Below are 25,153 nucleotides of genomic sequence, written 5' to 3'. Positions count from 1 at the left end.
TCACGCCCAGTGCACGGGCTGCCTGACCCCTTGAACCGCTCGTCCGGTCCGTCACTGCTCCCGACCCCGGTGAACCTTTCCGGTCACAGCACTAGAAGCTTACCGGGTGGTTGAGACGGTTGCTGAAGCATGGCAGGCTGCCCGGAATACTGAAGGCCCCAACGCAATTCCGTCGTGGCGTCTCGGAAATTATCAGAGAATTATGGACATAGCTCACGGAAGGTTTGCGGACTATTCGACACTCGCAGTCGCAGCTTTTGCGGCGCCCCGAAAGGGTGAGGTCGAATAAGGGAATCGCCGTGCCATTGTTTCAGGCGCTCTTCGCCTGGCAAGCCGCACGCGACCGTGCCTGATCAGCCAACCGGCGCACGCCTACGAGTGGCCGACCCCGACGCACGCCGGACTCGACCTCGACCGCACCGAGGACTTGGCGCGGGACAGGGCCGGGGCGTACGAAACCCCTCATCCAGCCCCCTGATCAACGAACTTATTACCGCATGAACACGGCTTGACTGAAGTCACCAGCGGGGCGGTCAAGTTGCTCGGCATCTCGGCGGCCGGGCTGGTCGCGGGGGCGGTGCTGAAGGAGCGGCTTCTCGACAAGGTGCTCGCGGGTGTGGTGATCGCGGGGGCCGCGCACTTCGTCAACCTGGTGGACGTACGGCCCGGGCGGGCCGCCGGCGCGGTGCTCGCGCTCGGGGCGCCCGGTCTGCTGCGTTCGGGGCCCGGGGCGGCGCCGGCGGCGGCCGCGATGGGAGCCGCGGCGGCCGTCCTCCCCGACGACGCTGCCGAACGCACGATGCTGGGCGACACGGGCGCCCACGCCCTGGGAGCGGCCCTGGGCACTGCCGTGGTCGCGGCCAATGGCCGTGCCGGGCTGGTCGCGCATGCGGCGGCGGTGGTCCTGGCGGCGGTGTACGGCGACGCGGTGAGCGAACTGGCGCGAGGGGCGTGAGAACGCGTGCGACGTGCCGTCGGCACACAGCAGCGGTCGTACGCCCCCTTCGTCGGTGTGCGCGCCCGGAGCGCAGGGTGCTGAGCGCTCCCCGCAATGCCGCATGCGCGCTCCTTCGTTTCGGCTGCCCCGGGGTTATATTCACTCGTGTGGGTGACGCGCTCCGGCGCATTGCCCGGGGTGCTCCCTGCCGTGAGCCTTCCTGGAGTTCCCTGAACACCCGTACGTGCTGGCATCCTTGGCAGGGAACGCGGTGCGTGCGGGAGGCGCGCGCGGTAACCCCCTCCGCCCGATACCTTCTGTACGTTTCGTCGTGACCGCCCGACGCCGAACCAGGAGCCCCGGCCACGTGAGCCCCGTGAGCAGCAACGCACCGCACGGTCAGTCGCCGCTGCGCACCGTGCAGGTGCTCGGCGGAGGCAACGCCGGCAGCAGTGCGCACGTGCGTTCCCTGGCCGCGGGGCTCGTCGCGAGGGGCGTACGGGTCACGGTGTGCGCCCCCGTCGAAGCCGATCACGCCCACGACTTCACCGGCGTCGGCGCCGACCACGTCCACGTTCCGCGCAGCAGCGACCCGGCGTCCGTGGCGGCGCTGCGAGCGGCCTGCGCGGATGCCGACCTGGTGCACGCGCACGGTCTGCACGCCTCCTTCCGTGCCGTTCTCGCGCTCAGCGGACGCCGTACCCCGCTGGTCGTCACCTGGCACAACCGGGTCCGTGCCGAGGGCGCCCGCGCGCATCTGCTGCGCCTGCTGGAGCGACGGGTCGTACGCGCGGCGGCCGTCGTGCTCGGCACCACCTCGGACCTCGTGGACCGCGCCCGCGGGGCCGGCGCCCGCGACGCCCGGCTCGCCGGTGTCGGCCTGCCCGGCCCGCGACGGCCCATGGAGTACGACGACCCCGACCGGCTGCGGCCCAAGGCACGGGCCGAACTCGGCGCCACCGGCCGTCCGTTGCTGATCGCCGTCGGCTCCCTGGACCGGCACCGCGGCTACGACGTCCTGCTCGACGCCTCCCGAGGCTGGTGCCGGCTCGACCCCGTGCCGCTGCTCGTCATCGCGGGAGAGGGGCCGCTGCGCGCGGAGCTGCAGCGGCGGATCGAGGACGAAGAGCTGCCGGTGCGGCTCATCGGGCGGCGCGACGACGCCGGTGAACTGCTCGCCGCCGCCGATCTCGCGCTGCTGCCCAGCCGTTGGGAGTCCCGTTCCGTCCTCGCCCAGGAGGCCCTCCACGCGCGCGTTCCGCTGGTTGCGACCGCCGTGGGAGGCATCCCCGACCTCGTGGGCGACGCGGCCGAACTCGTCCCGTACGGCGACGCGAAGGCGCTCTCGGACGCCGTCGTACGGCTGCTCGGCGATCCCGAGCGATGCGAACAGCTCAGGAAGCAGGGTGCACGGCAGGCCGCGAGTTGGCCGACGGAGGACGAGACCGTCGCTCAAGTCCTGAGCGTCTACGACGAGTTGACCCAGCCGTCCCCGCTCTAGTCGACCCGGCCGTACCCGCTCTGAGCGACGTGCCTGCGGGCCCGCAACGCCAGGCTCAGTGCCAGTACCGTCTGCGGGTCGTCCAGGTCCGTGCCCAGCAACTCCCCGATGCGGGCCAGGCGGTTGTAGAGCGTCTGCCGGTTGAGGTGGAGTTCGCGGGCGGTCTCGGCCTTGCGACCCGCGTGGGCCAGATAGGTCTCCAGCGTGGGCAGCAGCGGCGGCCGGGAACGGCGGTCGTGGTCGCGCAGCGGGCCAATGGCACGGTCCACGAAGGCCGCCAGGTCCGGGTGTTCGCGCAGCCGCCACAGCAGCAGGTCGATGTCCAGGCGCCGGGCGTCGTACCAGGGGCGGTCCGTGAGGCCCTGCGCGGCGGTCGCCGTCTCGGCCGCGTGCCTGAGCCCCGCCGACGCGGCCGCCCAGCCGCCGGCCACCCCGACGACCACGACCGGCGGCCGGGCGCCGGGCCGCTGCATCCCCGCCCGCTCCACCCCGGCCCGCAGCGCCGCCGCGACCCGGCCCGCGACCGCCGACCGCTCAGCCTCGGCACGCAGCCCGACGAGCACCGGAACCCGGCCCTCGACCGGCCGTACCCCAAGCAGCACCGGCACTCCCACCGAGGCCAGCTCCTCCGCGACCGCGCGTGCCAGGACCGCCCAGCCGCCGCCCGCCGGGAGCGGGTCGCCCAGCCGCATCACCATGGGCAGCAGCGGGCTGTCGCCCGGCTTGAAGCCCAGCACCCGGGCCTGCGCGGGCGCGTCCTCGGCGGCGACGCGCCCCTCGGCGAAGTCGGTGAGGAAGTCGCCGCGCCCCCGTGCCGCCAGCTCCTCCTCCTGGCGGGCCTGCATCAGCACGACGGCCAGGATCCCCGCGGCCCGCTCGGCGGCGATGCGGTGCACGGGAGCCAGCGGCGCGCGCACCGGCAGCAGCACCAGCCGGGCCCGCACCGAGCCCGTGCCCGGCCCGCCGCCCGGCACGTCCACCAGCACCGAACCGGCGGGCGGCGACGCGTCCTTGTGCGGGCCGCGCAGCCCCTCCCACACCTGCAGCGGATCCGCCCCTTCGGGCCCGGCCCCGGCGGAGTACAGAAGCTGGCCCTCGGACGTCTCCAGGAAGACCGGGTTGTCGCTGAAGCCCGCCAGGATCTCCAGGACCTGCGGCACCCCGCCACCGCCGAGGAGGGCCTGCGTACAGCGCCGGTGCACCTCCTCCGCACGCTGGAGCAGCGCGTAGTGGCCGTTGACGATCTCGGTGTGGATCTCCTCCGTGACCGCAACGAACGGCACCTCACGGTGCAGCTGGACGAGCGGCAGCCCGGCACTGCGGGCGGTGTCCACGAGTGCGGCGGGCAGCCGGGTGAAGCGCGGGCCCAGCTCCACGACCAGGGCGGCGATACCGCGCTCGGCGAGGGTGCGCACGAACGCCCGCTGGTCGGCCGGGCGGGTGCCGAGGCCGTAGCCCGTGGTGAGCAGCAGCTCTCCGCCCTTGAGCAGCGAGGCGATGTTCGGCACCTCGCCCGCGTGCACCCAGCGGACGGTCCGGCCCAGCCTGTCGGCGCCCGCCAGGATCTCCGGGAGCCCGCTGCGCAGCCCGGGCAGCTCGAGGGCCCGCCGCACGGTGATCCCGGCGCCCTCGGTGTCGAATCTGCTGTCCGTACGGCTGTCCATGCAGCGGACGCTACCCGTGCGCATGCTTCCGGGACATCTCCGCGCGGTTAGGGGAACGATCACGGCGGCCCTGTGCACGACAATGCGTCGCCCGCCGCGCCGATCACCGCGATGACCGGCAACCGGCCGGGCCCAGCTGTCCGCCTGGCACTGCTCGTACGACTTTCCGGGCTACCGCCGCTTCACCTCGGCAAGCCGCCGGGTGTTCACCGCACCCCGGCCCGCCCCGCCTTCGAGAGGGAAGCCATGGTCGCTCGAACGCGACCCGGGGGTGCGGCTGTTCGACCGCGACCGCCGTTCGGTGTCCCTCACCCCGGCCGGCTCGGCCCTGCTCCCGGCCACCCGGGCCCTGCTGGAGCGGGCCGACGACCTCCAGCGCCGCGCGCGTCGGCTCTCGGGCTCCGAACCGGTACGCCTCGGCTACGTCAACTGGCTCCCCGCGGACCTCACCGCCCGAACATCGGCGGTGGCCCAGCTCCATCTCGACGCCTGGGTGGCGCCCTCGCACACGCAGGCCGCGCGGGTCGCCGACGGCAGCCTGGACCTCGCCGTGTGCTGGGTGCGCACCGAGGACCTGGAGCGGCTCGGCCTGTCCGCACGGCTCATCGGCGCCGACCGTCTCTACGCCGTGTCCACCGGCCCGGACTCGAGCGACGTGCCCGCCCGGGACACCGCGGTCCTCCTGGACGACGACACCACGTCCTGGTCGTCCTGGAACGCCTACTCCGAGGACCTGGCACAAGACACCGGCGCGCGCACGGTACGCGTCTCCGACGGCGGCATCACCGGCCCGGCCTTCTTCGACCACGTCCGCCGCAGCGGCCGCCCGGTCGTCAACTCGCCCAAGGGCCAGACCACGCCACTGCCCCCCGACCTCGTCAAACGCGCCGTCGTCGCCCCGCGGATCCACTGGACCTGGTCGCTGACCTGGCGCCGCGACGAAACCCGGGCCGCGGTCCTCGCCGTGGTCGACGCCCTCAGCGACGGCGTCGGCGACCTGGCGATCCACGGCCCGGACGCCTGGCTGCCCTCCGATGACCCGCACAGGGTGGACCGGCCGGCAGCCCACTGACGCGTGCCGGGCAGCGCGCGGACTCAGCCGCCGTACGCCCCCGAAGCCGTCAGCCGCAGTGCCGTGTCGATCAGGGGCACGTGGCTGAAGGCCTGCGGGAAGTTGCCGACCTGGCGCTTGCGGGCCGGGTCCCACTCCTCAGCGAGCAGCCCGAGGTCGTTGCGCAGCGCCAGCAGCTTCTCGAACAGCTTGCGGGCCTCGTCCACGCGACCGATCATCGCGAGGTCGTCCGCCATCCAGAACGAGCAGGCCAGGAAGGCGCCCTCGTCACCGGGGAGGCCGTCGACACCCTCGTGCTCGCCCTCGGTCGGGTAGCGCAGGATGAAGCCGTCCGTCGTGGACAGCTCGCGCTGGATCGCCTCGATGGTGCCGATGACACGCTTGTCGTCCGGCGGCAGGAAACCCATCTGCGGGATGAGCAGCAGCGAGGCGTCCAGCTCCCGCGAGCCGTACGACTGCGTGAAGGTGTTGCGCTCCTTGTCGTAGCCCTTCTCGCACACGTCCCGGTGGATGTCGTCGCGCAGCTCGCGCCACCGCTCCAGCGGGCCGTCCGCGTCTCCGGACTCGATCAGCTTGATCGTGCGGTCCACCGCGACCCAGGCCATGACCTTGGAGTGCACGAAGTGGCGGCGCGGTCCACGCACCTCCCAGATGCCCTCGTCCGGCTCGTTCCAGTGGTCCTCGAGGTAGCGGATCAGCTTCAGCTGGAGCAGCGAGGCGTAGTCGTTGCGCGCCAGGCCTGTCATGTGGGCCAGGTGCAGGGCCTCGGTGACCTCGCCGTACACGTCCAGCTGCAGCTGGTGCGCGGCGCCGTTGCCGACCCGCACCGGCGCCGACTTCTCGTAGCCGGGCAGCCAGTCCAGCTCGGCCTCGCCCAGCTCGCGCTCGCCCGCGATGCCGTACATGATCTGCAGGTTCTCCGGGTCACCGGCGACCGCGCGCAGCAGCCACTCGCGCCAGGCGCGGGCCTCCTCGCGGTAGCCGGTGCGCAGCAGCGAGGACAGAGTGATCGCCGCGTCGCGCAGCCAGGTGTAGCGGTAGTCCCAGTTGCGGACGCCGCCGATGTCCTCCGGCAGGGAGGTGGTGGGCGCGGCGACGATCCCGCCGGTCGGGGCGTAGGTCAGCGCCTTCAGCGTGATCAGCGAGCGGACCACGGCCTCGCGGTAGGGCCCGTGGTACGTGCACTGCTCGACCCACTCGCGCCAGAAGTTCTCCGTCGCCTCCAGCGACTGCTCCGGCTCCGGCAGGGCGGGCGGCTGCTTGTGCGAGGGCTCCCAGGAGATCGTGAACGCGATCCGGTCACCCGGCGCGACGGTGAAGTCCGCGTACGTCGTCAGCGCCTTGCCGTAGGTCTCCGCCGATGTGTCGAACCACACGGAGTCCGGGCCCGCGACGCCCACGGTGCGCCCGTCGTGCTTGTGCACCCACGGCACGACCCGGCCGTACGAGAAACGCATCCTGAGGGCCGAGCGCATGGGCACCCGGCCGGTGACGCCCTCGACGATGCGGATCAGCTGCGGGGCGCCGTCACGCGGGGGCATGAAATCCGTCACGCGGACCGTGCCGCGCGGGGTGTCCCACTCCGACTCCAGGATCAGCGAGTCGCCGCGGTAGGTACGCCGGGCCGCGGTGGGCGGCTCCGCGTCGGCCGCATGGGCGGGACCGAGACGCCAGAAGCCGTGCTCTTCCGTGCCCAGCAGGCCGGCGAAGATGGCGTGCGAGTCGAAGCGGGGCAGGCACAGCCAGTCCACCGTGCCGTCCCGGCAGACCAGCGCCGCGGTCTGCATGTCTCCGATGAGTGCGTAGTCTTCGATGCGCCCGGCCACGTGCTACTCCAGTCGAACGGCCACGTCGCCCCCGGCGGAACAGGGGGCTGTCGCTAGTGCGGTCAAGGGGTTCGTTGTTGTGCATCGTTGAGCGGTGAAGCAAAGCAGCCGCCGAGCCCGGAGGGCAAAACGACAGACATAACTCAACGAACTGACGAGCTCTCGTTGCTCCGGTCGTTACGGGCGGGGGTGTGCCGTTTTGCCGGCCGGGCTCGGCAGCGAATGTCCGAGCAGGATACGACGCACGTAGATGATCTGCGTGCCGCTCCGGGCAACCCGTGTACGCCGAACGAGTGAGCGCCAGGTGAGACGAGGGTAAGCGGTACGTGCCCGTGTCGACGCGTGCGCGGAGCGTGGCCGAACGCCATCGCCGCGCGGCGCTGATACCCTGGTAGCCCGTGGACCGGTGGGAGCCCCCCGAAGGAAAAAAGACAAAAGGGCCCCCCGAACCGCAGCGACGGCACCGCCGGAGACTTCCGGGTCCGAAGCCGCACCGCAACCCAGACCGCGACCACGGGAGCCCCCTCTTGGCCATGCCGCCGAAATCTACGACGACCAAGCACATCTTCGTCACCGGGGGTGTCGCCTCCTCTCTCGGCAAGGGCCTCACGGCCTCCAGCCTGGGCATGCTGCTCAAGGCCCGGGGACTGCGCGTCGTCATGCAGAAGCTCGACCCGTACCTGAACGTCGACCCGGGCACGATGAACCCGTTCCAGCACGGTGAGGTCTTCGTCACCAACGACGGAGCCGAGACCGACCTGGACATCGGACACTACGAGCGTTTCCTCGACCGTGACCTGGACGGCACCGCCAATGTCACTACAGGCCAGGTGTACTCCACCGTCATCGCCAAGGAGCGGCGCGGCGAGTACCTGGGCGACACGGTGCAGGTGATCCCGCACATCACCAACGAGATCAAGCACCGCATCCGCCGCATGGCCACCGACGAGGTCGACGTCGTCATCACCGAGGTCGGCGGCACGGTCGGCGACATCGAGTCGCTGCCGTTCCTGGAGACCGTCCGCCAGGTCCGCCACGAGGTCGGCCGGGACAACGTCTTCGTGGTGCACATCTCGCTGCTGCCCTACATCGGCCCGTCCGGCGAGCTGAAGACCAAGCCGACCCAGCACTCGGTCGCCGCCCTGCGCAACATCGGTATCCAGCCGGACGCGATCGTGCTGCGCTGCGACCGCGAGGTCCCCACCGCGATCAAGCGCAAGATCTCGCTGATGTGCGACGTCGACGAGTCCGCGGTCGTGGCCTGCCCCGACGCCCGCTCGATCTACGACATCCCCAAGGTCATCCACACCGAGGGCCTGGACGCCTACGTCGTCCGCAAGCTCGACCTGCCCTTCCGCGACGTGGACTGGACGACCTGGGACGACCTGCTCGACCGCGTCCACAACCCCGACCACGAGATCACCCTCGCCCTGGTCGGCAAGTACATCGACCTGCCCGACGCCTACCTCTCGGTCACCGAGGCGCTGCGCGCGGGCGGCTTCGCCAACAAGGCCCGCGTCCAGATCAAGTGGGTCACCTCGGACGACTGCAAGACCCCGGCCGGCGCCAAGGCCCAGCTCGCTGACGTGGACGGTGTCTGCATCCCGGGCGGCTTCGGCGACCGCGGTGTGCTCGGCAAGGTCGGCGCGATCCGCTACGCCCGCGAGAACAAGATCCCGCTGCTCGGCCTCTGCCTCGGCCTGCAGTGCACCGTGATCGAGGCCGCACGCAGCCTGCTCGACATCCCGGACGCCAACTCCACCGAGTTCGACTCCGGCACCGCGCACCCGGTCATCTCCACCATGGCCGAGCAGCTCGACATCGTCGCCGGCGAGGGCGACATGGGCGGCACCATGCGGCTGGGCATGTACCCGGCGAAGCTGGCCGAGGGCTCGATCGTGCGCGAGGTGTACGACGGCAAGGAGTACGTCGAGGAGCGCCACCGCCACCGCTACGAGGTCAACAACGCCTACCGCGCGGAGCTGGAGAAGAAGGCCGGCATCCAGTTCTCCGGCACCTCCCCGGACGGCAAGCTCGTCGAGTACGTCGAGTACCCGCGTGACGTCCACCCCTACCTGGTCGCCACTCAGGCGCATCCGGAGCTGCGCTCGCGTCCGACGCGCCCGCACCCGCTGTTCGCCGGCCTCGTGAAGGCCGCGGTCCAGCGGAAGAATTCGAAGTAACACACCAGTTGTACGGTGGCCGGGGTGCATACCTTCGAGAGGTGAGCACCCCGGTTTCGCTTGTGCACGTGAAAGGGCGGCAGGGCATGACGATCAAGGACACCCCCGAGGAGTGGGAGATCCGGTCTTCGGAGACCCCCTTCGTCGGCAACAAGACCTCCGTGCGCACGGACGAGGTCGTCATGCCCGACGGCTCGGTGGTTCGCCGCGACTACCAGGTCCACCCCGGCTCCGTGGGCGTCCTCGCCCTCGATGACGAGGACCGCGTCCTGCTGATCCGCCAGTACCGCCACCCGGTCCGGCAGAAGCTGTGGGAGATCCCGGCCGGCCTGCTCGACGTGCCCGGCGAGAACCCCTTGGACGCGGCCCAGCGCGAGCTTTACGAGGAGGCGCACGTCAAGGCCGAGGACTGGCGGGTCCTGACCGACGTGTACACCACGCCGGGCGGCTGCGACGAGGCCGTAAGGGTCTTCCTCGCCCGGGGCCTCTCCGAGGCCGACGGCGAGCGCTTCGACGTCGAGGACGAGGAGATCGACCTGGAGTACGCGCGCGTGCCCGTCGACGAGCTGGTGCGCGGGGTGCTGGCCGGCGAGCTGCACAACAACTGCCTCGTCGTGGGCGTCCTGTCGCTGGTCGCCGCGCGCACCGGCGACGGCCTAGACGCGCTGCGCCCGGCCGACGCGCCGTGGCCCGCGCGTCCCTTCGAGTCCTGAACCCGCCCGCCACCAGCCCCCTTGTGGTGTGACGATCGGCTGATCCGATCGAGCGACGTGCCCGCCGCGCTCCGACCGAAACGTCGCAGAGCGTGAACTAGGCTCCTCGCGAGCGAGCCGAAAACAACGCGCAACGCCCGAACCGGAATCCCGGCGGGCGTACGCGTGCGGTGGGACGGGAGTGTGGCCCGTGACGGATCAGGCGGTGGACACAGGCGGCGGACAGCCGCCCGGACACACGGCCACGGAAGGTCAGTTCCTGGGCCGGGCAAGGGAGTTGAAGGAACTGTGCGCCGACATCGAGCGCGCGGGCCTCGACACTCTCGCCGGCCGCAAGGCCCCACGCGCGCGCGTGCTGCTCATCGCGGGCCGGCCCGGCTCGGGCCGCACCTCGCTCGCCGAGGAACTTGTACGGCGCGTAGCCGGCCAGTACCCCGGCGGGGTGCTGCGCGTCCGGCTCGGCGAGCCCGACGGCACCCCGGTACCGGTCGAGCGCGCCGCCCGGGAACTGCTCACCGCCCTGGACCTGCCCACCCCGCCCGGGGCCTCGGAGGACGACCTGAGCGAGGCCCTGCGCGCGGCCCTGGCCGGCCGGCGGGCGTTGCTCCTGCTGGACGACGCGGCAAGCGCCGAGCAGGTCGACGCGCTGCTGCCGGACACGCCGGACTGCCTGGTCGTGGCCGTGTCGGCGGGCCCGCTCACCGGGATCTCGAACGTCCGCCCGTGCACCCTGGGCGGCATGGACACCAAGTCCGCCGTCGAACTGCTCACCCGCCGCACCGGCTCGGTCCGCATCACCGTCGACCCGCGGGCCGCCGAGAGTCTCGTCGAGGTGTGCCAGGCCCAGCCCGCCGCGCTCACCCTGGCCGGGGGCTGGCTCGCCGCCCGCCCCAAAGCGGCCGTCGCCGATCTGGCCAAGCGCCTGCATGCGGAGAGTGACGAGACGAGTCCCCTCGACCGGGTCTTCCGGCTCGTCCACGCCCAGCTGCCCGCCCAGGCCGCCCGGATACTGCGACTGCTGTCCCTGGCCCCGGCCGGCCTGGCCGACCCGCACACCGCCTCCGCGCTGGCCGGCTGCTCGATCGACGCCGCGCGCACGACCCTGGACGACCTCGTCGCCCTCGGCCTGCTGCGGGCCGTGCCCTCCCCGCTGCCGCAGCAGTACGAGGTCCCCGGCTGCCTCCACGCCCTGCTGCGCTCCCTCGCCGAGACCCAGGACCGCCCCGGCGAGCTCCAGCTGGCCCGCGCCCGCATGCTCGAGCGGACGGTACGGCTGCTGCAGTCCTGCCGCGCCATCACCGAGACGGACAACCCGGAGACCCGCGACAAGCTGCAGGGCCTGCCCCGCGCCCTGCGCTTCCCGAATCCCCGCGCGGCGGCCGAGTGGCTGGACGTCCGCAGGCCCGCCCTGCTGGCCTCCGCCCGCCTCGCGGTCGCCGACGGGGAGCTGGACACACTGGCCCGTCGGCTGATGTCCCAGCTGGTCAGGACCATGGTGGCGCATGTCGGCACCCAGGCGGCGGCCCCCGATCTGTACGGCATCCACGGCCTCGTCCTGGACGTGGCCGAGCGCCGGAAACTGCCCCGCGAGAAGGCCGCCGCCCTGCTGAACCTCGGCGATCTGGACGCCCGGACCGGTCGCACGGCCGACGCGCTGGTGCGCTACCGGGCCGCGCTGGACGCCGGACGCGAGGCGAACGACCCCTATGCGACCGGCCGCGCGATGGAATCCGTAGGCGGTGCGCACCAGGAGCTCGGGGACCACGACCGGGCCGCCGACTGGTTCGGGCGGGCCCTGGCCGAGCGGCTGGCCCGCGACGAGCGCGCGGACGCCGCCCGGCTGTACGGCCGTATCGCCACCGCCCACACGTACGCGGGCCGCTACGGCGAGGCGCTGCGCAACTGGCGGGCGGCCGTCTCCGGGTACCGCAAGGACGGCGATGTCGCCGCCCAGGCAAGGGCGTTGAGCGAGCTGGCCCGCGTTCAGGAGTACGCCGGACGCCCCGAGGAATCGCTGCGCACCTGCCAGGAGGCGGTGGAGTGGGCGCGCCGTGCCGAGGACGTACGGCTGCAGGCGGCGCTGCAGCTGAGGCTGGCCGACACCCTTGACCACCTGGGCGACTCGGCCGCCGCTCGACTGCACCGGGGCGCCGCCGAGCGCATGCTGGGGGAGGAGCCTCAAGAGAGCCTCGACAGCGATCCCGGGCCGGAACACGGTGCTGACGCCTGCGAAATCCGCAGTACATCCAACGAGGATTGATGCAATGAAAGGCTAGACAGCCGGAACACCTTCATTAGACTGGCTCTGCCGCTCGTTCTCCCGCGGTGTCTCCCGGTGTGCCCTGCATGCCTGGGTATGTCTTGTTATGCCCCCACACCCTCTGAGCCAAGGACCGTGATCGACGTGAAGGTCGGCATCCCCCGCGAGGTCAAGAACAACGAGTTCCGGGTGGCCATCACCCCCGCCGGCGTACATGAGCTGGTGCGCCACGGCCACCAGGTCGTCATCGAGCGCGCCGCCGGCGTCGGCTCGTCGATCCCGGACGACGAGTACATCGCCGCCGGTGCCGAGATCCTGGAGACGGCCGACGAGGTGTGGGCCGCCGCCGACCTGCTGCTGAAGGTCAAGGAGCCCATCGCCGAGGAGTACCACCGCCTCCGCAAGGACCAGACGCTCTTCACCTACCTGCACCTGGCCGCCTCCCGCGAGTGCACGGACGCCCTCCTCGAGTCCGGCACCACCGCGATCGCCTACGAGACCGTCGAGCTGGCGAACCGCGCCCTGCCGCTGCTCGCCCCGATGTCCGAGGTCGCGGGCCGGCTGGCCCCGCAGGTCGGCGCCTACCACCTCATGCGCCCGGCCGGCGGCCGCGGTGTGCTGCCCGGTGGTGTCCCCGGCGTGCTGCCCGCCAAGGCCGTCGTCATCGGCGGCGGTGTCTCCGGCTGGAACGCCGCGCAGATCGCCGTCGGCATGGGCTTCCAGGTGACCCTGCTCGACAAGGACATCAACAAGCTCAAGGAGGCGGACAAGATCTTCGGCTCGAAGATCCAGACCGTCGTCTCCAACGCCTTCGAGCTGGAGAAGGCCTGCCTCGAGGCCGACCTCGTCATCGGCGCCGTCCTCATCCCGGGCGCCAAGGCCCCGAAGCTCGTCACCAACGAGCTGGTCTCCCGCATGAAGCCGGGAAGTGTCCTTGTCGACATCGCGATCGACCAGGGCGGCTGCTTCGAGGACTCGCACCCGACCACGCACGCCGAGCCGACCTTCAAGGTCCACGAATCGGTCTTCTACTGCGTCGCCAACATGCCCGGTGCGGTGCCCAACACCTCCACCTACGCGCTCACGAACGCGACGCTGCCGTACATCGTCGAGCTCGCCAACCGCGGCTGGGTCGAGGCACTGCGCCGTGACCCGGCGCTGGCCAAGGGTCTCAACACCCATGACGGCAAGGTGGTTTACCGCGAGGTCGCCGAGGCTCACGGCCTCGAGCACGTCGAGCTGGAGACCCTGCTCGGCTGAGTCACTCGGCTAAGTCACCTTTTCGCGAAGGCGATACGTCAACACGGTGCGTCAACCGCGCGCACCCGGCCGGACCTTGCCCGACAAGGTCCGGCCGGGTGTGTGTATGGTCACTTTGCGGCACTCGGTCAACTCGCCTCGAACGTAACCCTTCGACCGATTCGCACACCGGTGAAACCTACTGTGCGACGGCGGTACGCCCTTGACAGCAGGATGTTTCATTGCCGACACATCCTGCCGGGTCCGGCGGATTGTGTTGCTGCGGACGCCCGACACGCCATAGAGTCGCCAACCGTCGGCATGGTGCCACGCTGACCTGTCTAGAAGTTTCCTGGTCACCAAGGAGGTAAGACGACTTGTGAATGAGTCGACATTTTCTCCCGGGGGTGGTCAACCAGGAATGCCTGTCCGGGGCCAGGGCGCCGCGGGATTCGAGGCTGTCGGCTCCGTCGCGGTGCGCACCTTCGCAGCCCACCAGAGTCACCAGACTCCAGGGGTGACTCACCCAGCACACCAGAGCATGGATGGCCATCACGTGAACGCCATGGCCGGCGACGGAAGTGGCGTGCCCCACAACCAGTTCGCCGACTACGACGAACTGCCCGACGGGCACTTCTACGACCCCGACGCCGAATACGAGCCCGACCCCGAGTACGCGGCCACGCTCGCGCCCGACGCTGCCCGCCAGCGCCGCGAGCGCATCGGCCCGACGGGACGCCCGCTGCCGTACTTCCCGATCCCGGGTCCGCTGACGCACCACGGACCCGCGACGATCATCGCGATGTGCAACCAGAAGGGCGGCGTCGGCAAGACGACGTCGACCATCAACCTGGGTGCCGCGCTCGCGGAGTACGGCCGTCGCGTGCTGCTCGTGGACTTCGACCCGCAGGGCGCGCTGTCGGTCGGCCTCGGCGTCAACCCGATGGAGCTCGACCTCACCGTCTACAACCTGCTCATGGAGCGGGGCATGTCGGCGGACGACGTCCTCCTGAAGACCGCGGTCCCCAACATGGACCTGCTCCCGAGCAACATCGACCTGTCGGCCGCCGAGGTCCAGCTGGTCTCCGAGGTCGCGCGCGAGTCCACGCTGCAGCGTGCGCTCAAGCCGCTGATGGACGACTACGACTACATCGTGATCGACTGTCAGCCCTCGCTCGGCCTGCTCACCGTCAACGCCCTGACGGCCGCGCACAAGGTGATCGTGCCGCTCGAGTGCGAGTTCTTCGCGCTGCGTGGCGTCGCGCTGCTGACGGAGACCATCGAGAAGGTCCAGGAGCGGCTCAACCCGGAGCTGGAGCTCGACGGGATCCTCGCGACCATGTACGACTCGCGCACCGTGCACAGCCGTGAGGTGCTCGCGCGTGTCGTCGAGGCGTTCGACGACCACGTCTACCACACGGTCATCGGCCGCACGGTCCGCTTCCCGGAGACCACGGTCGCCGGCGAACCGATCACCACGTACGCCTCCAACTCCGTCGGTGCCGCCGCCTATCGCCAGCTCGCCAGGGAGGTGCTCGCCCGGTGTCACGCCGAGTGAGTCTGCCGGGGGCCGACGAACTGTTCCGTACGACAGGGGGAATGGCGCTCCAGCCGTCCACTCCCCGGCGCCCGGCCAACGGCGAGGCCCGGGTGCCGGCTCCCGCGGGGGAGAGCGACGGGGCCGCCGCCGAGGACACTCCGCAGGCCGTACCGGCGCAGGGCGGGGACGGCGACGGGGCGGAGCACGTGGCGGCGGAGCCGGCCGACGCCGGCGAGTCCCGCAGCCGTACCGCCATCGCCCCGGCAACGGGGGACCGCCCGGCGCGGCGGCAGGCGGCGCAGGACGGTGCGGACGGCTCGCCCGAGGGCGAGCCGCAGCAGCGCGGCAAACGGGGACGGGCCGCGGCCCGGCGGCCCAGCGGTCGTGAGCGGCACGACGAGAAGATCACCGTGTATGTCTCGGCCGAGGAACTGATGGACCTGGAACACGCCCGGCTCGTGCTCCGCGGCGAGCACGGCCTCGCGGTGGACCGGGGGCGGATCGTCCGCGAGGCGGTCGCTGTCGTGCTGGCCGACCTGGAGTCCCGAGGGGACGCGAGCATTCTGGTACGGCGGCTGCGCGGCCGGTAGTCGGCTCCGTGGGCGCCAGACGATAGCCTGCGACGGCCATGACCTCGAACGACGTACCCGCCCCCGGCACCCCGCCCGGCCGCAGACGCACCCTGGGCCGCGGCCCGGGCACGAACGCTCCGCGGCCCGAGCCGACGCCGGTACCGGTCACGCCTGAAGCCCCCGAAGCCGCGCCGGAGTCCCGCGAACCGACAGCCCCTGCCGCACCGGTCCCGGCGCCCGAGGCCCCCGAGCCGGCTGTGCCTGTGGCGTCGGAGCCCGCCGCACCCGAGGACCCCGAACCGACAGCCCCTGCCGCACGGGTCCCGGCGCCCGGGGCCCCCGAGCCGACAGTGCCTGTGGCGTCGGAGCCCGCCGCACCCGAGGTCCCCGAACCGGTAGTCCCTGCCGCACCGGACTCGATGCCCGAGGCCGCAGCACGCGAGGCCGCCGCGTCCGCGGCCCCCGAGCCGCTGATGCCCACCGCACCGGACACCGTCTCTGAGGGCGCCGGGCCCGAGGTCGCAGCACCCGGGGTCACCGCCTCAGTGGTCGCCGCTCCCGAGGTCGCCCTCATGGAGCCGGCGGAGCCGCCGGCCGCGCCGCCCGCCGTCGGCGCCCCCGCGGATCCCGTTCCCGCCGGGGTTTCCCAGGCCACCTCGGCCACGCCCGCGCCGCGCCCCGGTGACGAGGCCGAAGAAGCCCCCAACGGTGTCTTCAAGGTGCGGCTGGCCAACTTCGAGGGGCCCTTCGATCTGCTGCTCCAGCTCATCTCGAAGCACAAACTCGATGTCACCGAGGTGGCCCTGTCCAAGGTCACCGACGAGTTCATGGCGCACATCCGGGCCATGGGACCGGACTGGGACCTGGACCAGACGACCGAGTTCCTCGTCGTCGCGGCCACCCTGCTCGACCTCAAGGCCGCCCGTCTGCTGCCCGCCGCCGAGGTCGAGGACGAGGCCGACCTGGCGCTTCTGGAGGCGAGGGACCTGCTGTTCGCGCGGCTGCTCCAGTACCGGGCGTACAAGCAGATCGCCGACATCTTCAACCACCGGCTGGAACAGGAGGCTCGTCGCTACCCCCGTACCGTCGGCCTCGAACCGCACCACGCCGAGCTGCTGCCCGAGGTCGTCATCAGCATCGGCCCGGAAGGGTTCGCCAAGCTCGCCGTCAAGGCGATGCAGCCCAGGCCCAAGCCGCAGGTGTACGTCGACCACATCCACGCGCCCCTCGTCAGCGTGCAGGAGCAGGCCGGGATCGTTGTCGCCCGGCTGAAGGAGCTCGGCGAGGCCAGCTTCCGAGCGCTCGTCGAGGACACCGACGACACCCTGACCGTCGTGGCGCGATTCCTCGCGCTGCTCGAGCTGTACCGCGAGAAGGCCGTGGCCCTCGACCAGGAGGAGGCCCTGGGCGAGCTGCTCGTGCGCTGGACCGGCGGGGAAGGCGACGAGACACCGCAGGTCACCGACGAGTTCGACCGGCCCCCCGAGGAGCCCAAGGAGGAGAAGAAGGCGTGAGCGACGAGATCACGGAGGTCCCGGCCGGTCTGCGCACCGTCGCCGACCTGGACCTCAAGCCCGCCCTGGAGGCGGTCCTCATGGTCGTGGACGAGCCCGCGACCGAGGAACACCTCGCGAAGATCCTCCAGCGGCCCAAGCGGCGGATCGGCGACGCCCTGCGCGCGCTGGCCGACGAGTACACCGTGCAGGGGCGCGGATTCGAGCTGCGGCTGGTCGCCGGTGGCTGGCGTTTCTACACCCGCCCCGAGTACGCCGCCGCCGTCGAGGGCTTCGTCCTGGACGGCCAGCAGGCCCGGCTCACCCAGGCAGCACTGGAGACGCTGGCCGTCGTCGCCTACCGTCAGCCGGTGAGCCGTAGCCGAGTCTCAGCCGTACGCGGAGTGAACTGTGACGGTGTGATGCGCACCCTCCTGCAGCGCGGTCTGGTGGAGGAGGCGGGCACGGAACCCGAAACAGGTGCGATCCTGTACAGGACGACGAACTACTTCCTGGAGCGGATGGGCCTGCGCGGCTTGGACGAACTCCCGGAGCTCGCGCCCTACCTCCCGGAGGCGGAGGCGATCGAGGCGGAGACCCAGGAGGCAGTACCGTCGTTCGACCCGGACGGTCCGGACCCGGACGACGGTCCCACGACGTACACGCCTGACACGACGACGACGGAACTTTGATGCGAAGCAGTGGTAGCGGCAAGAGCGGCGGGCGCGGTAACTACCGCGGTGCCGGCAACAACAGGGACGAGCGGCAGGGGCAGGGCCGTCCCAGCAAGCCCCGCCCCGAGGAGCGCCGCTACGACGTGGGCCCCGGAGCCACGAAGGACGGCCCCAAGTCCGGGCGCGGCGGCTCGGCCCGCGGCGGCGCCAAGGGCGGCCCGAAGCAGTCCCAGCAGGGCGGCGGCCGTACGGCTCCCGCGCGCTCCCGCGAGTACGAGGCGCGGGCCGAGGAGCGCAACCGCGAGCGGTATGCCGGCAAGCCGGATATCAAGCCGCCCAAGACCTTCCCGGGCGCCGAGCAGGAGGGCGAGCGGCTGCAGAAGGTCCTCGCCCGCGCGGGCTACGGCTCGCGGCGTTCCTGCGAGGAGCTGATCGACCAGGCGCGCGTCGAGGTCAACGGCGAGATCGTCACCGAGCAGGGCAAGCGGGTCGACCCGGAGAAGGACGAGGTCAAGGTCGACGGCCTGACCGTGGCCACGCAGTCGTATCAGTTCTTCTCGCTGAACAAGCCCGCCGGTGTCGTCTCGACGATGGAGGACCCCGAGGGCCGCCAGAACCTCGGCGACTACGTCACCAACCGGGAGACGCGGCTCTTCCACGTCGGCCGGCTCGACACCGAGACCGAAGGCGTCATCCTGCTCACCAACCACGGCGAGCTCGCACACCGGCTGACCCACCCCAAGTACGGCGTGAAGAAGACCTACCTCGCCGCCATCGTCGGCCCGATCCCGCGCGATCTCGGTAAGCGCCTCAAGGACGGCATCCAGCTGGAGGACGGCTACGCGCGCGCGGACCACTTCCGGGTCGTCGAGCAGACCGGCAAGAACTACCTGGTCGAGGTGACCCTCCACGAGGGCCGCAAGCACATCGTCCGGCGCATGCTCGCCGAGGCGGGCTTCCCGGTGGAGAAGCTGGTGCGCACCGCCTTCGGCCCGATCACCCTGGGCGACCAGAAGTCGGGCTGGCTGCGCCGCCTGTCGAACACCGAGGTCGGCATGCTGATGAAGGAGGTCGACCTGTAGGGGTCGGTCTCCGCTGTCGGCCGGCTTTCGGATTCGTCCGGGGCCGGCCGATGCTTTTTCGCGCTCCCGCCGGTCTGTATCACCGACGGACGGAGGGAGCGGGCATGGCTGCGACGGGGACGGACCACGAGGAGTTCGTACGGCTGACCGACCCGTACCGGCGGGAGCTGCTCGCGCACTGCTACCGGATGCTGGGCTCGGCCGACGAGGCCGAAGACCTGGTGCAGGAGACATATCTGCGGGCCTGGCGGTCGTACGGCGGGTACGAGGGCCGGGCGAGTCTGCGGACCTGGCTGCACCGGATCGCCACCAACACATGTCTGACGGCGCTGGAGGGCCGGGCGCGGCGTCCCCTGCCCTCGGGGCTCGGCGGGCCCTCGGAGGTGCCGGAGGAGCCGCTGAGCGGCCCCGTGACGGACGTTCCATGGCTGCAGCCGCTCCCCGACACGCTCGTCGACCCGGCGAGCGTCGTGGCCGCGCGGGGCAGTCTGCGGCTCGCGCTGGTCGCCGCGTTGCAGCATCTGCCGGCGCGGCAGCGGGCCGTGCTGATCCTGCGGGACGTGCTCGCCTGGCGGGCCTCCGAGGTCGCCGCGCTGCTCGGGACCTCCCCGGTCGCGGTGAAGAGCACGCTGCAACGCGCGCGTGCCCGGCTCGACGAGTTGGCACCCGACGAGGACCTGGTCACCGAGCCGGAGAGCGCGGCGGACCGCGGGGTGCTCGACCGCTACATGGCCGCCTTCCAGAACGCCGACATGGACGCGCTGATCGGGCTGCTCCAGGACGGCGTCGAGCTGGAGATGCCGCCCAACCCGGAGTGGTTCAGCGGCCGGAAGAACGTGCTGCGCTTCCTTGTGTCCCGGGCGCACCACCGGGCGGGCAGCGCACGAATGCTGCCCACGCGCGCGAACGGGCAGCCGGCCGCCGCCATGTACTTGCGCGACGGGGACGGCGTCTTCCGCGCGCACTCGGTGCAGGTGCTCACCGTGCGGCAGGCGGCCGTCGCCCGCATCACCGCCTTCCTGGAGCCCGGGCTGTTCGACCTCTTCGGCCTTCCGCGGGTGCTGTCGTGAACGCCGGTGAGCTGCTGGAGCGTTCGCTCGCCTACGCGCTGGGCAGCGTCGCCGGTGTGGCGCCCGACAGCCTGGCGCGGGCCACGCCCTGCGCCGCGTGGGACCTCGGGGATCTGCTCGGTCACCTGGACGACTCGGTGGACGCGCTGCACGAGGGACTGACCGGCGGCCGGATCGGGCCGTTCCCCTCGCCCCCGGACGGCGACGCGGCGTGCGGCTTCCGTACGCGCGCGTGCGCCCTGCTCGGCGCCTGGGCGGCCGGGCCCGGAGATCGGGTTCTGGTGGGCGAACGGACGCTGGACGTACGGGTGATGGCCGCCGTCGGCGCCGTGGAGATCACCGTGCACGGCTGGGACGTCGCGCAGGCCTGCGGAAAGCGGCGTCCCATCCCGGGCGCGCTCGCCGCCGAACTGCTGTCCGTCGCACGGTGCGTGGTCGTGGCTCAGGACCGGGGCGTGCGCTTCGCGGCGCCGCTCGCCGTGCCGCCGTGCGCCCGCCCGGACGTCCGGCTGCTGGGCTTTCTGGGACGCCGCGATTCCTTTCCTGGGTGAGCCGGGTCGGTCTTTCGTGACCGGCCCTCAGGGCCTCACGAAAGGAACGAACATGACCGACACCACCGTGCGCGTCCCCGGCCGCGAGGCACCCCCCGGCGCGGCTCCAGCGCGCCGCGGCTGGACCGTCGCCCTCGCCGGGCTCGGCGCGCTGCTGTGCTCCCTCGACGTCGTGGTCGTCGCCACCGCGCTGCCCGCGCTGCGTGCCGACTTCGGGGCGAGCCTGTCCGACCTGGAATGGACGATCAACGCCTACAACCTGGTCTTCGCCTGCCTCACCCTGACCGGCGCCGCGCTCGGCGACCGGTTCGGCAGGCGGCGCATGTACGTCGTCGGGCTCGCCGTCTTCACCCTGGCCTCGGCCGGCGCGGCGCTGTCCGGCGGCCCCGGCCCGCTGATCGCCGCCCGCATGGTGCAGGGCGCCGGAGCCGCCGTGCTGCTGCCGCTGACCCTGACCCTGATCAGCGAGGCGTTCCCGGCCGAGAAGCGGGGCGTCGCGATCGGCGTGTGGGGCGGGGTGACCGGCCTCGGCGTGGCGGCCGGACCCGTGCTCGGCGGGGCCGTCACCGAGGGCCTGTCCTGGCAGTGGATCTTCTGGCTGAACGTGCCGACCGGGCTCGCCATGCTGCCGCTGGCTGCCACGAAACTCCGCGAGAGCCACGGCCCACGGCCCCAACTCGACGTCGTGGGGCTGCTGCTGGCCGCCGCGGGCCTGGCCGGACTGGCCTGGGCGCCGGTGCGGGCGCCCGAGGCGGGCTGGGGGAGCGCCGAGGTGGTCGGGACGCTCGTCGCCGGGGTGGTGTGCGTGACGGCGTTCCTGTGGTGGGAGCGGTCGGGCGCCCGGTACCCGATGCTTCCGCTCAGGCACTTCCGCAACCGCGGCTTCACCACGGCCAACGCAGCGGCCTTCCTGGTGTTCGGGTCGCTGCTCGGCGCGCTGTTCATGATCACGCAGCTGTTCCAGGTGGGGCTCGGCTACTCGCCGCTTCAGGCGGGCGTGCGGATCCTCGTGTGGAACGCGATGCCACTGCTGGTCGCCCCTGTCGCGGGCGCGCTCGCGGACCGGTACGGCACCCGGCTCTTCATGCTGACCGGCCTGCTGCTCCAGGCGGTGGGGCTCGGCCTGCTGGCCTGGCAGGTCGAACCCGGCGTCGGTTACGGGCATCTCGTCGGCCCGCTGATCGTCGCGGGCGTCGGCATCTCCCTGGTCTTCCCGAGTGTCGCCAACGCCGTGACCTCCTCCGTGCCGCTCGGCGACGCGGGTGTCGCGGCCGGCGTCAACAACGCGCTGCGCGAGCTCGGCGGGGTCTTCGGCATCGCCGCCGCCGCGATCGTCTTCACGACCTACGGCGGCTACGCCTCACCGCGGGCCTTCGCCGACGGCTGCGGCCCCGCCCTGTGGGTGACCGCCGGTGCTGCCGCGCTCGGCGCGGTGGTGGCGGCGTTCGCGCCGTCGCGCGGGGTCGTCGAGGTGCGGCACAGGGGGTGGACGAGCGGAGGTTGACGAACGGGGGTTGTGAAGCCCGCCCGCCCTCTTTATAGTCGTAACGACTATTAGTCATACCGACCGTGAAGGGGGCGAGTGGGCATGACCACGCCATCGGGCTACGACAAGTACGCCTTCGAACCCTTCGCCGTCACCGTCGACCTCGCCGTCCTCACCCTGCGCGCGGGCGCCCTGCACGTGCTGCTCGTCGAGCGCGGACAGGAGCCGTACGCCGGCCACTGGGCGCTGCCCGGTGGCTTCGTGCTGCCGGACGAGTCCGCCGATACGGCCGCCCGGCGTGAACTCGCCGAGGAGACCGGCCTGTCGGACGTCCGCGAGCTGCACCTGGAGCAGCTGCGCACCTACAGCGAGCCCGGCCGCGACCCCCGGATGCGCGTCGTCTCGGTCGCCTACACCGCGCTGCTGCCCAACCCGCCCGAACCGCACGCCGGCAGTGACGCGGCCCAGGCGCGCTGGCTGCCGTACGACACGGCGAAGCCACTCGCCTTCGACCATGACCGGATCCTGGCCGACGCCCACGACCGCGTCGGCGCCCGCCTCGAGTACACCTGTCTCGCCACCGCCTTCTGCCCGCCCGAGTTCACCCTCGGCGAGCTGCAGCAGGTCTACGAAACCGTGTGGGGCACCCCCCTCGACCGGCCCAACTTCCGGCGCAAGGTGCTCGCCACCCCCGGCTTCGTCGAACCTGTCCCCGGCGCCGCCCGGCTCACCGGCGGCCGCGGCAAACCCGCCGCGCTCTACCGCGCGGGCACCGCCACCACCCTGTACCCACCTCTGCTCCGACCGTCCCGGGAAGGACGTCCCGCATGACCACCACGGTGAACAAGCTCGCCGCCACCGGCTCCCTGCTGGGCCTCGCCCTCGGCGACGCGCTCGGCTTCCCCACCGAGTTCAACGACGTGCCGTCCATCCTCGCCAAGTTCGGTCCGTGGCGGGAGATGGAGTTGCCGAAGCCCGCCGTGGTCTCCGACGACACCCAGATGACGCTGGCGCTCGGACGTGGGCTCAGGACGGCCATGGACCGGGGCGTGCTCGCGCCGAAACGGCTGGAGCGGCCGGTGCGCGAGGAGTTCGTGGACTGGTACCAGTCGCCGGAGAACAACCGGGCCCCGGGCCGCACCTGCCTCAAAGCGTGCAGCCTGCTGAAGGAGGAGGGCCGGGCCTGGCAGGACGCCAGCCAGATCGGCTCCAAGGGCTGCGGCGCCAACATGCGCGTGGCGCCCATCGGCCTCACCCCCGGCCTGAGCGAAGAACAGCGCGCGGGCGCCGCCCAGTTGCAGTCCGCGCTCACCCACGGGCACCCCACCGCCCTGGCCGCCTCCGACCTCACCGCCCACGCCGTACGGCTGCTCGCCCAGGGCGCCGAGCCGACCGGCCTCGTCGGACAGCTTCGCTCGTACGCCTACGACAACCGCGGCCGCTACCACCACGAGTGGCTCGGCGACCTGTGGACCCGCGCCGACGACCCCACGCCCGAGCGGTTCATCGCCCGCGGCTGGGACGACTGCCTTGCGGCCCTGGACCGCCTCCAGGACGCCCTGCGCGCACCCTCGCCGGAGACCGACCCCTGCCTGGCCACCGGCGAGGGCTGGATCGCCGAGGAGGCCCTGGCGAGCGGCCTGCTGTGCTTCCTGCTGTTCGTCGACGAACCGGTCACCGCCCTGCGCCGCGCCGCCTGCAGCTCCGGCGACTCGGACTCCATCGCCTGTCTGACCGGCGCCTTCGCGGGCGCGCACCTGGGCGCGGATGCCTGGCCGACGCCGTGGGCGGACCGCATCGAGTACCAGGGCGACCTGATGACGCTCGGAGCGCTCTGGGACGCTTAGCCCATGATCGACCCTCTCGACACCGACCTGACCCCGGTCATCGCCGAGCAGCCGCACCCCGTCCTCTTCGCGACCGTCTCCGGCGCGCACCTGTACGGCTTCCCGTCCGAGGACTCCGACCTGGACCTGCGCGGTGTCCATCTGCTGCCCGCCGCCGAGCTGTTGGGCCTGCGCGAGCCGGAGGAGACCCGGTCCAGGGCCTGGACGCGGCACGGCGTCGAGATGGACCTCGTCACCCACGACCTGCGCAAGTTCGTACGGCTGATGCTGCGGCGCAACGGTTATGTCCTCGAGCAGCTCCTCTCGCCCCTGGTCGTGCACACCGGCGACGCACACCGCGAACTGGCGGCACTGGCCCCGGGCGTCGTCACCAGCCACCACGCACACCACTACAGGGGATTCGCGGTGACGCAGTGGCGGCTGTTCGAGAAGACCGGCGAGCTCAAGCCGCTGCTGTACACCTTCCGCGTGCTGCTCACCGGCATCCATCTGATGCACAGCGGCCAGGTGCAGGCCCATCTGCCCACGCTCGTCGCGGAGTCGGACGCGGCCCCCGCGTATCTGCGGGACCTGATCGCCGCCAAGGCGCGGCGCGAGCACGACGCCGCCGATGTCGACCACGCGCGCGTGGAGGCCGACGTGGAGCGGCTGCACGCCGTGCTCGACGAGGCCCAGGGCGCCTCAGCCCTGCCCGACGCCCCCACCGCGTACGACGCCCTGCACGACTTCGTCGTACGCGTCCGGCTCGACAGCCTGCGCCCGCAGGGCTGAGGCGCGGCGGACCCGGACCAGGAAGTCCTCCACGCGCGCGTGGTCCGGCTCCGGCGGGAGCGGGGAGCGCCGGGACGCCCGTTCGGTCTCCTCGGCCAGCCGGGTCATCCGCGCCTCGACCTCAGGCCACGGGATGTCGCCCCGCTTCACCTCCAGCAGCGCCTCCCGCCGGTCGCCCACGTCGATGCGCAGCTCGCCCGTGCTCAGCAGATCCCGGGCGCTCATCAGCAGCCGCAGCAGATGCATGGCGTGCTTCCAGCGCGGCGCACCGTGCGTACGGACGTCGGCGTCGAGCTTCCTGCGCTGGCCGAGCGCATAGCGCGTGAACGTGTCGTACACCTGCCGGGAGAGGAACGCCCCGCGCAGGGACAGCAGTTCGTGGCCCGTGTCGTCGATGTGCTCCACCAGGGGCGAGTGCAGGCACTCCAGAATGTTCGGGTTGGCGCGCAGGGCCAGCGCGCAAAAGCGCTCCAGCTCCCAGCCGAACTGTTCCTCGGCCGGTCCCTCCACATGCGTCGGCGGCTTCTCGAACCGCCAGAACAAGGGCGTCGGGGCGAGGAAGACGCCACGCCGGTCGGTGTCGCTGCCGTCCGTCGCCAGACCGAAGGCGCGCGACCCCATCACGCACGCGTAGATCGTGTGGTCGCGTACCAGGTCGTGGGGGTGCATGCC

At 71.9% G+C, this 25,153-nt stretch carries 20 protein-coding genes and 1 pseudogene; 18 read left to right on the top strand and 3 right to left on the bottom strand.

The genetic code is table 11. The features are described from left to right. Positions 1 to 514: 514 nt before the first annotated feature. Positions 515 to 955 (top strand): annotated as a pseudogene (locus ACFYXB_RS14275) (hypothetical protein); the annotation flags it as partial. A 349-nt stretch (positions 956 to 1,304) separates the two neighbouring features. Then, positions 1,305 to 2,438: a glycosyltransferase family 4 protein gene (locus ACFYXB_RS14270; RefSeq protein ID WP_389581508.1), complete on the top strand. Its 1,134-nt coding sequence runs from the start codon at positions 1,305 to 1,307 to the stop codon at positions 2,436 to 2,438. On the opposite strand, the gene ACFYXB_RS14265 is transcribed toward ACFYXB_RS14270, so the two are convergent. Then, positions 2,435 to 4,102: a PucR family transcriptional regulator gene (locus ACFYXB_RS14265; protein WP_389581505.1), complete on the bottom strand. Its 1,668-nt coding sequence runs from the start codon at positions 4,100 to 4,102 to the stop codon at positions 2,435 to 2,437. The genes ACFYXB_RS14270 and ACFYXB_RS14265 overlap by 4 nt on opposite strands. A 202-nt stretch (positions 4,103 to 4,304) precedes the next feature. Here ACFYXB_RS14265 and ACFYXB_RS14260 point away from each other — a divergent pair, with 202 nt between their 5' ends. Beyond that, positions 4,305 to 5,174 (top strand): LysR family transcriptional regulator, encoded by an 870-nt coding sequence (locus ACFYXB_RS14260; protein WP_389581503.1) that lies wholly within the window; start codon positions 4,305 to 4,307, stop codon positions 5,172 to 5,174. Between the two features lie 23 nt (positions 5,175 to 5,197). Here the strand turns inward: ACFYXB_RS14260 and ACFYXB_RS14255 are convergent, their stop codons facing one another. Then, complete coding sequence (locus ACFYXB_RS14255) at positions 5,198 to 7,000, bottom strand: glycoside hydrolase family 15 protein (protein ID WP_351352928.1); 1,803 nt, start codon at positions 6,998 to 7,000, stop codon at positions 5,198 to 5,200. A gap of 533 nt (positions 7,001 to 7,533) precedes the next feature. On the opposite strand from ACFYXB_RS14255, the gene ACFYXB_RS14250 reads away from it, so the two are divergent. The 15 genes from ACFYXB_RS14250 (at position 7,534) to ACFYXB_RS14180 (ending at position 24,481) form a co-directional block, all read left to right on the top strand. Beyond that, positions 7,534 to 9,183, top strand: a complete 1,650-nt coding sequence (locus ACFYXB_RS14250; RefSeq protein ID WP_351352931.1) for a CTP synthase — start codon at positions 7,534 to 7,536, stop codon at positions 9,181 to 9,183. Positions 9,184 to 9,269: 86 nt separating this feature from the next. Beyond that, positions 9,270 to 9,896, top strand: coding sequence for an NUDIX domain-containing protein (locus tag ACFYXB_RS14245; protein ID WP_389581544.1), 627 nt, complete (start codon positions 9,270 to 9,272; stop codon positions 9,894 to 9,896). Positions 9,897 to 10,086: 190 nt separating this feature from the next. Next, positions 10,087 to 12,156, top strand: coding sequence for a tetratricopeptide repeat protein (locus ACFYXB_RS14240; protein WP_389581500.1), 2,070 nt, complete (start codon positions 10,087 to 10,089; stop codon positions 12,154 to 12,156). 135 nt (positions 12,157 to 12,291) lie between these two features. After that, positions 12,292 to 13,416 (top strand): alanine dehydrogenase, encoded by a 1,125-nt coding sequence (gene ald / locus ACFYXB_RS14235; RefSeq protein ID WP_351352937.1) that lies wholly within the window; start codon positions 12,292 to 12,294, stop codon positions 13,414 to 13,416. Between the two features lie 400 nt (positions 13,417 to 13,816). Beyond that, positions 13,817 to 14,953: a ParA family protein gene (locus ACFYXB_RS14230; RefSeq protein WP_389581497.1), complete on the top strand. Its 1,137-nt coding sequence runs from the start codon at positions 13,817 to 13,819 to the stop codon at positions 14,951 to 14,953. After that, on the top strand, positions 14,938 to 15,525 hold the full coding sequence (locus ACFYXB_RS14225) for a hypothetical protein (protein WP_351352943.1): 588 nt from the start codon (positions 14,938 to 14,940) through the stop codon (positions 15,523 to 15,525). The genes ACFYXB_RS14230 and ACFYXB_RS14225 overlap by 16 nt, the downstream gene beginning before the upstream one ends. Positions 15,526 to 16,079: 554 nt before the next feature. Then, positions 16,080 to 17,021 (top strand): segregation and condensation protein A, encoded by a 942-nt coding sequence (locus ACFYXB_RS14220; protein WP_389581541.1) that lies wholly within the window; start codon positions 16,080 to 16,082, stop codon positions 17,019 to 17,021. Further along, entirely contained in the window at positions 17,018 to 17,692 is a 675-nt protein-coding gene (scpB, locus tag ACFYXB_RS14215; protein ID WP_351352949.1) for an SMC-Scp complex subunit ScpB, read from the top strand. Before ACFYXB_RS14220 ends, scpB begins: the two co-directional genes overlap by 4 nt. After that, positions 17,692 to 18,756 (top strand): pseudouridine synthase, encoded by a 1,065-nt coding sequence (locus tag ACFYXB_RS14210; RefSeq protein WP_351352952.1) that lies wholly within the window; start codon positions 17,692 to 17,694, stop codon positions 18,754 to 18,756. The genes scpB and ACFYXB_RS14210 overlap by 1 nt, the downstream gene beginning before the upstream one ends. 104 nt (positions 18,757 to 18,860) lie before the next feature. Then, positions 18,861 to 19,826: a sigma-70 family RNA polymerase sigma factor gene (locus tag ACFYXB_RS14205; protein ID WP_389581494.1), complete on the top strand. Its 966-nt coding sequence runs from the start codon at positions 18,861 to 18,863 to the stop codon at positions 19,824 to 19,826. Continuing rightward, positions 19,823 to 20,377, top strand: a complete 555-nt coding sequence (locus ACFYXB_RS14200) for a TIGR03086 family metal-binding protein (RefSeq protein WP_351352958.1) — start codon at positions 19,823 to 19,825, stop codon at positions 20,375 to 20,377. The genes ACFYXB_RS14205 and ACFYXB_RS14200 overlap by 4 nt, the downstream gene beginning before the upstream one ends. 52 nt (positions 20,378 to 20,429) lie before the next feature. Then, a complete protein-coding gene (locus tag ACFYXB_RS14195) occupies positions 20,430 to 21,881 on the top strand; it encodes an MFS transporter (RefSeq protein WP_389581491.1) in 1,452 nt (483 codons plus the stop codon). Between the two features lie 84 nt (positions 21,882 to 21,965). Then, entirely contained in the window at positions 21,966 to 22,694 is a 729-nt protein-coding gene (locus ACFYXB_RS14190) for an NUDIX domain-containing protein (RefSeq protein ID WP_389581489.1), read from the top strand. Beyond that, entirely contained in the window at positions 22,691 to 23,710 is a 1,020-nt protein-coding gene (locus ACFYXB_RS14185; protein WP_389581487.1) for an ADP-ribosylglycohydrolase family protein, read from the top strand. Before ACFYXB_RS14190 ends, ACFYXB_RS14185 begins: the two co-directional genes overlap by 4 nt. Before the next feature lie 3 nt (positions 23,711 to 23,713). Continuing rightward, the gene (locus ACFYXB_RS14180; protein WP_351352970.1) at positions 23,714 to 24,481 is read left to right on the top strand and encodes a DNA polymerase beta superfamily protein; all 768 of its coding nucleotides are present in this window, start codon (positions 23,714 to 23,716) and stop codon (positions 24,479 to 24,481) included. Here ACFYXB_RS14180 and ACFYXB_RS14175 read toward each other — a convergent pair. Then, complete coding sequence (locus ACFYXB_RS14175) at positions 24,392 to 25,150, bottom strand: DNA polymerase beta superfamily protein (RefSeq protein WP_388502391.1); 759 nt, start codon at positions 25,148 to 25,150, stop codon at positions 24,392 to 24,394. The two genes, ACFYXB_RS14180 and ACFYXB_RS14175, sit on opposite strands and share 90 nt — an antisense overlap. Positions 25,151 to 25,153: the final 3 nt, after the last annotated feature.

The sequence above is a fragment of the Streptomyces sp. NPDC002619 genome (assembly GCF_042889305.1).
Lineage (GTDB): Bacteria > Actinomycetota > Actinomycetes > Streptomycetales > Streptomycetaceae > Streptomyces.
This window is presented reverse-complemented; position numbering and strand designations above follow the sequence as displayed.

What these genes read in the sequence shown, in the direction of transcription:
- ACFYXB_RS14245 (WP_389581544.1), top strand. Translation starts at nt 9,270, where the DNA reads ATGACGATCAAGGACACCCCCGAGGAGTGGGAGATCCGGTCTTCGGAG.
- ACFYXB_RS14185 (WP_389581487.1), top strand. Translation starts at nt 22,691, where the DNA reads ATGACCACCACGGTGAACAAGCTCGCCGCCACCGGCTCCCTGCTGGGC.
- ACFYXB_RS14195 (WP_389581491.1), top strand. Translation starts at nt 20,430, where the DNA reads ATGACCGACACCACCGTGCGCGTCCCCGGCCGCGAGGCACCCCCCGGC.
- ACFYXB_RS14175 (WP_388502391.1), bottom strand. Translation starts at nt 25,150, where the DNA reads ATGCACCCCCACGACCTGGTACGCGACCACACGATCTACGCGTGCGTG.
- ACFYXB_RS14205 (WP_389581494.1), top strand. Translation starts at nt 18,861, where the DNA reads ATGGCTGCGACGGGGACGGACCACGAGGAGTTCGTACGGCTGACCGAC.
- ACFYXB_RS14265 (WP_389581505.1), bottom strand. Translation starts at nt 4,102, where the DNA reads ATGGACAGCCGTACGGACAGCAGATTCGACACCGAGGGCGCCGGGATC.
- ACFYXB_RS14180 (WP_351352970.1), top strand. Translation starts at nt 23,714, where the DNA reads ATGATCGACCCTCTCGACACCGACCTGACCCCGGTCATCGCCGAGCAG.
- ACFYXB_RS14210 (WP_351352952.1), top strand. Translation starts at nt 17,692, where the DNA reads ATGCGAAGCAGTGGTAGCGGCAAGAGCGGCGGGCGCGGTAACTACCGC.
- ACFYXB_RS14220 (WP_389581541.1), top strand. Translation starts at nt 16,080, where the DNA reads ATGGAGCCGGCGGAGCCGCCGGCCGCGCCGCCCGCCGTCGGCGCCCCC.
- ACFYXB_RS14190 (WP_389581489.1), top strand. Translation starts at nt 21,966, where the DNA reads ATGACCACGCCATCGGGCTACGACAAGTACGCCTTCGAACCCTTCGCC.
- ACFYXB_RS14250 (WP_351352931.1), top strand. Translation starts at nt 7,534, where the DNA reads ATGCCGCCGAAATCTACGACGACCAAGCACATCTTCGTCACCGGGGGT.
- ACFYXB_RS14230 (WP_389581497.1), top strand. Translation starts at nt 13,817, where the DNA reads ATGCCTGTCCGGGGCCAGGGCGCCGCGGGATTCGAGGCTGTCGGCTCC.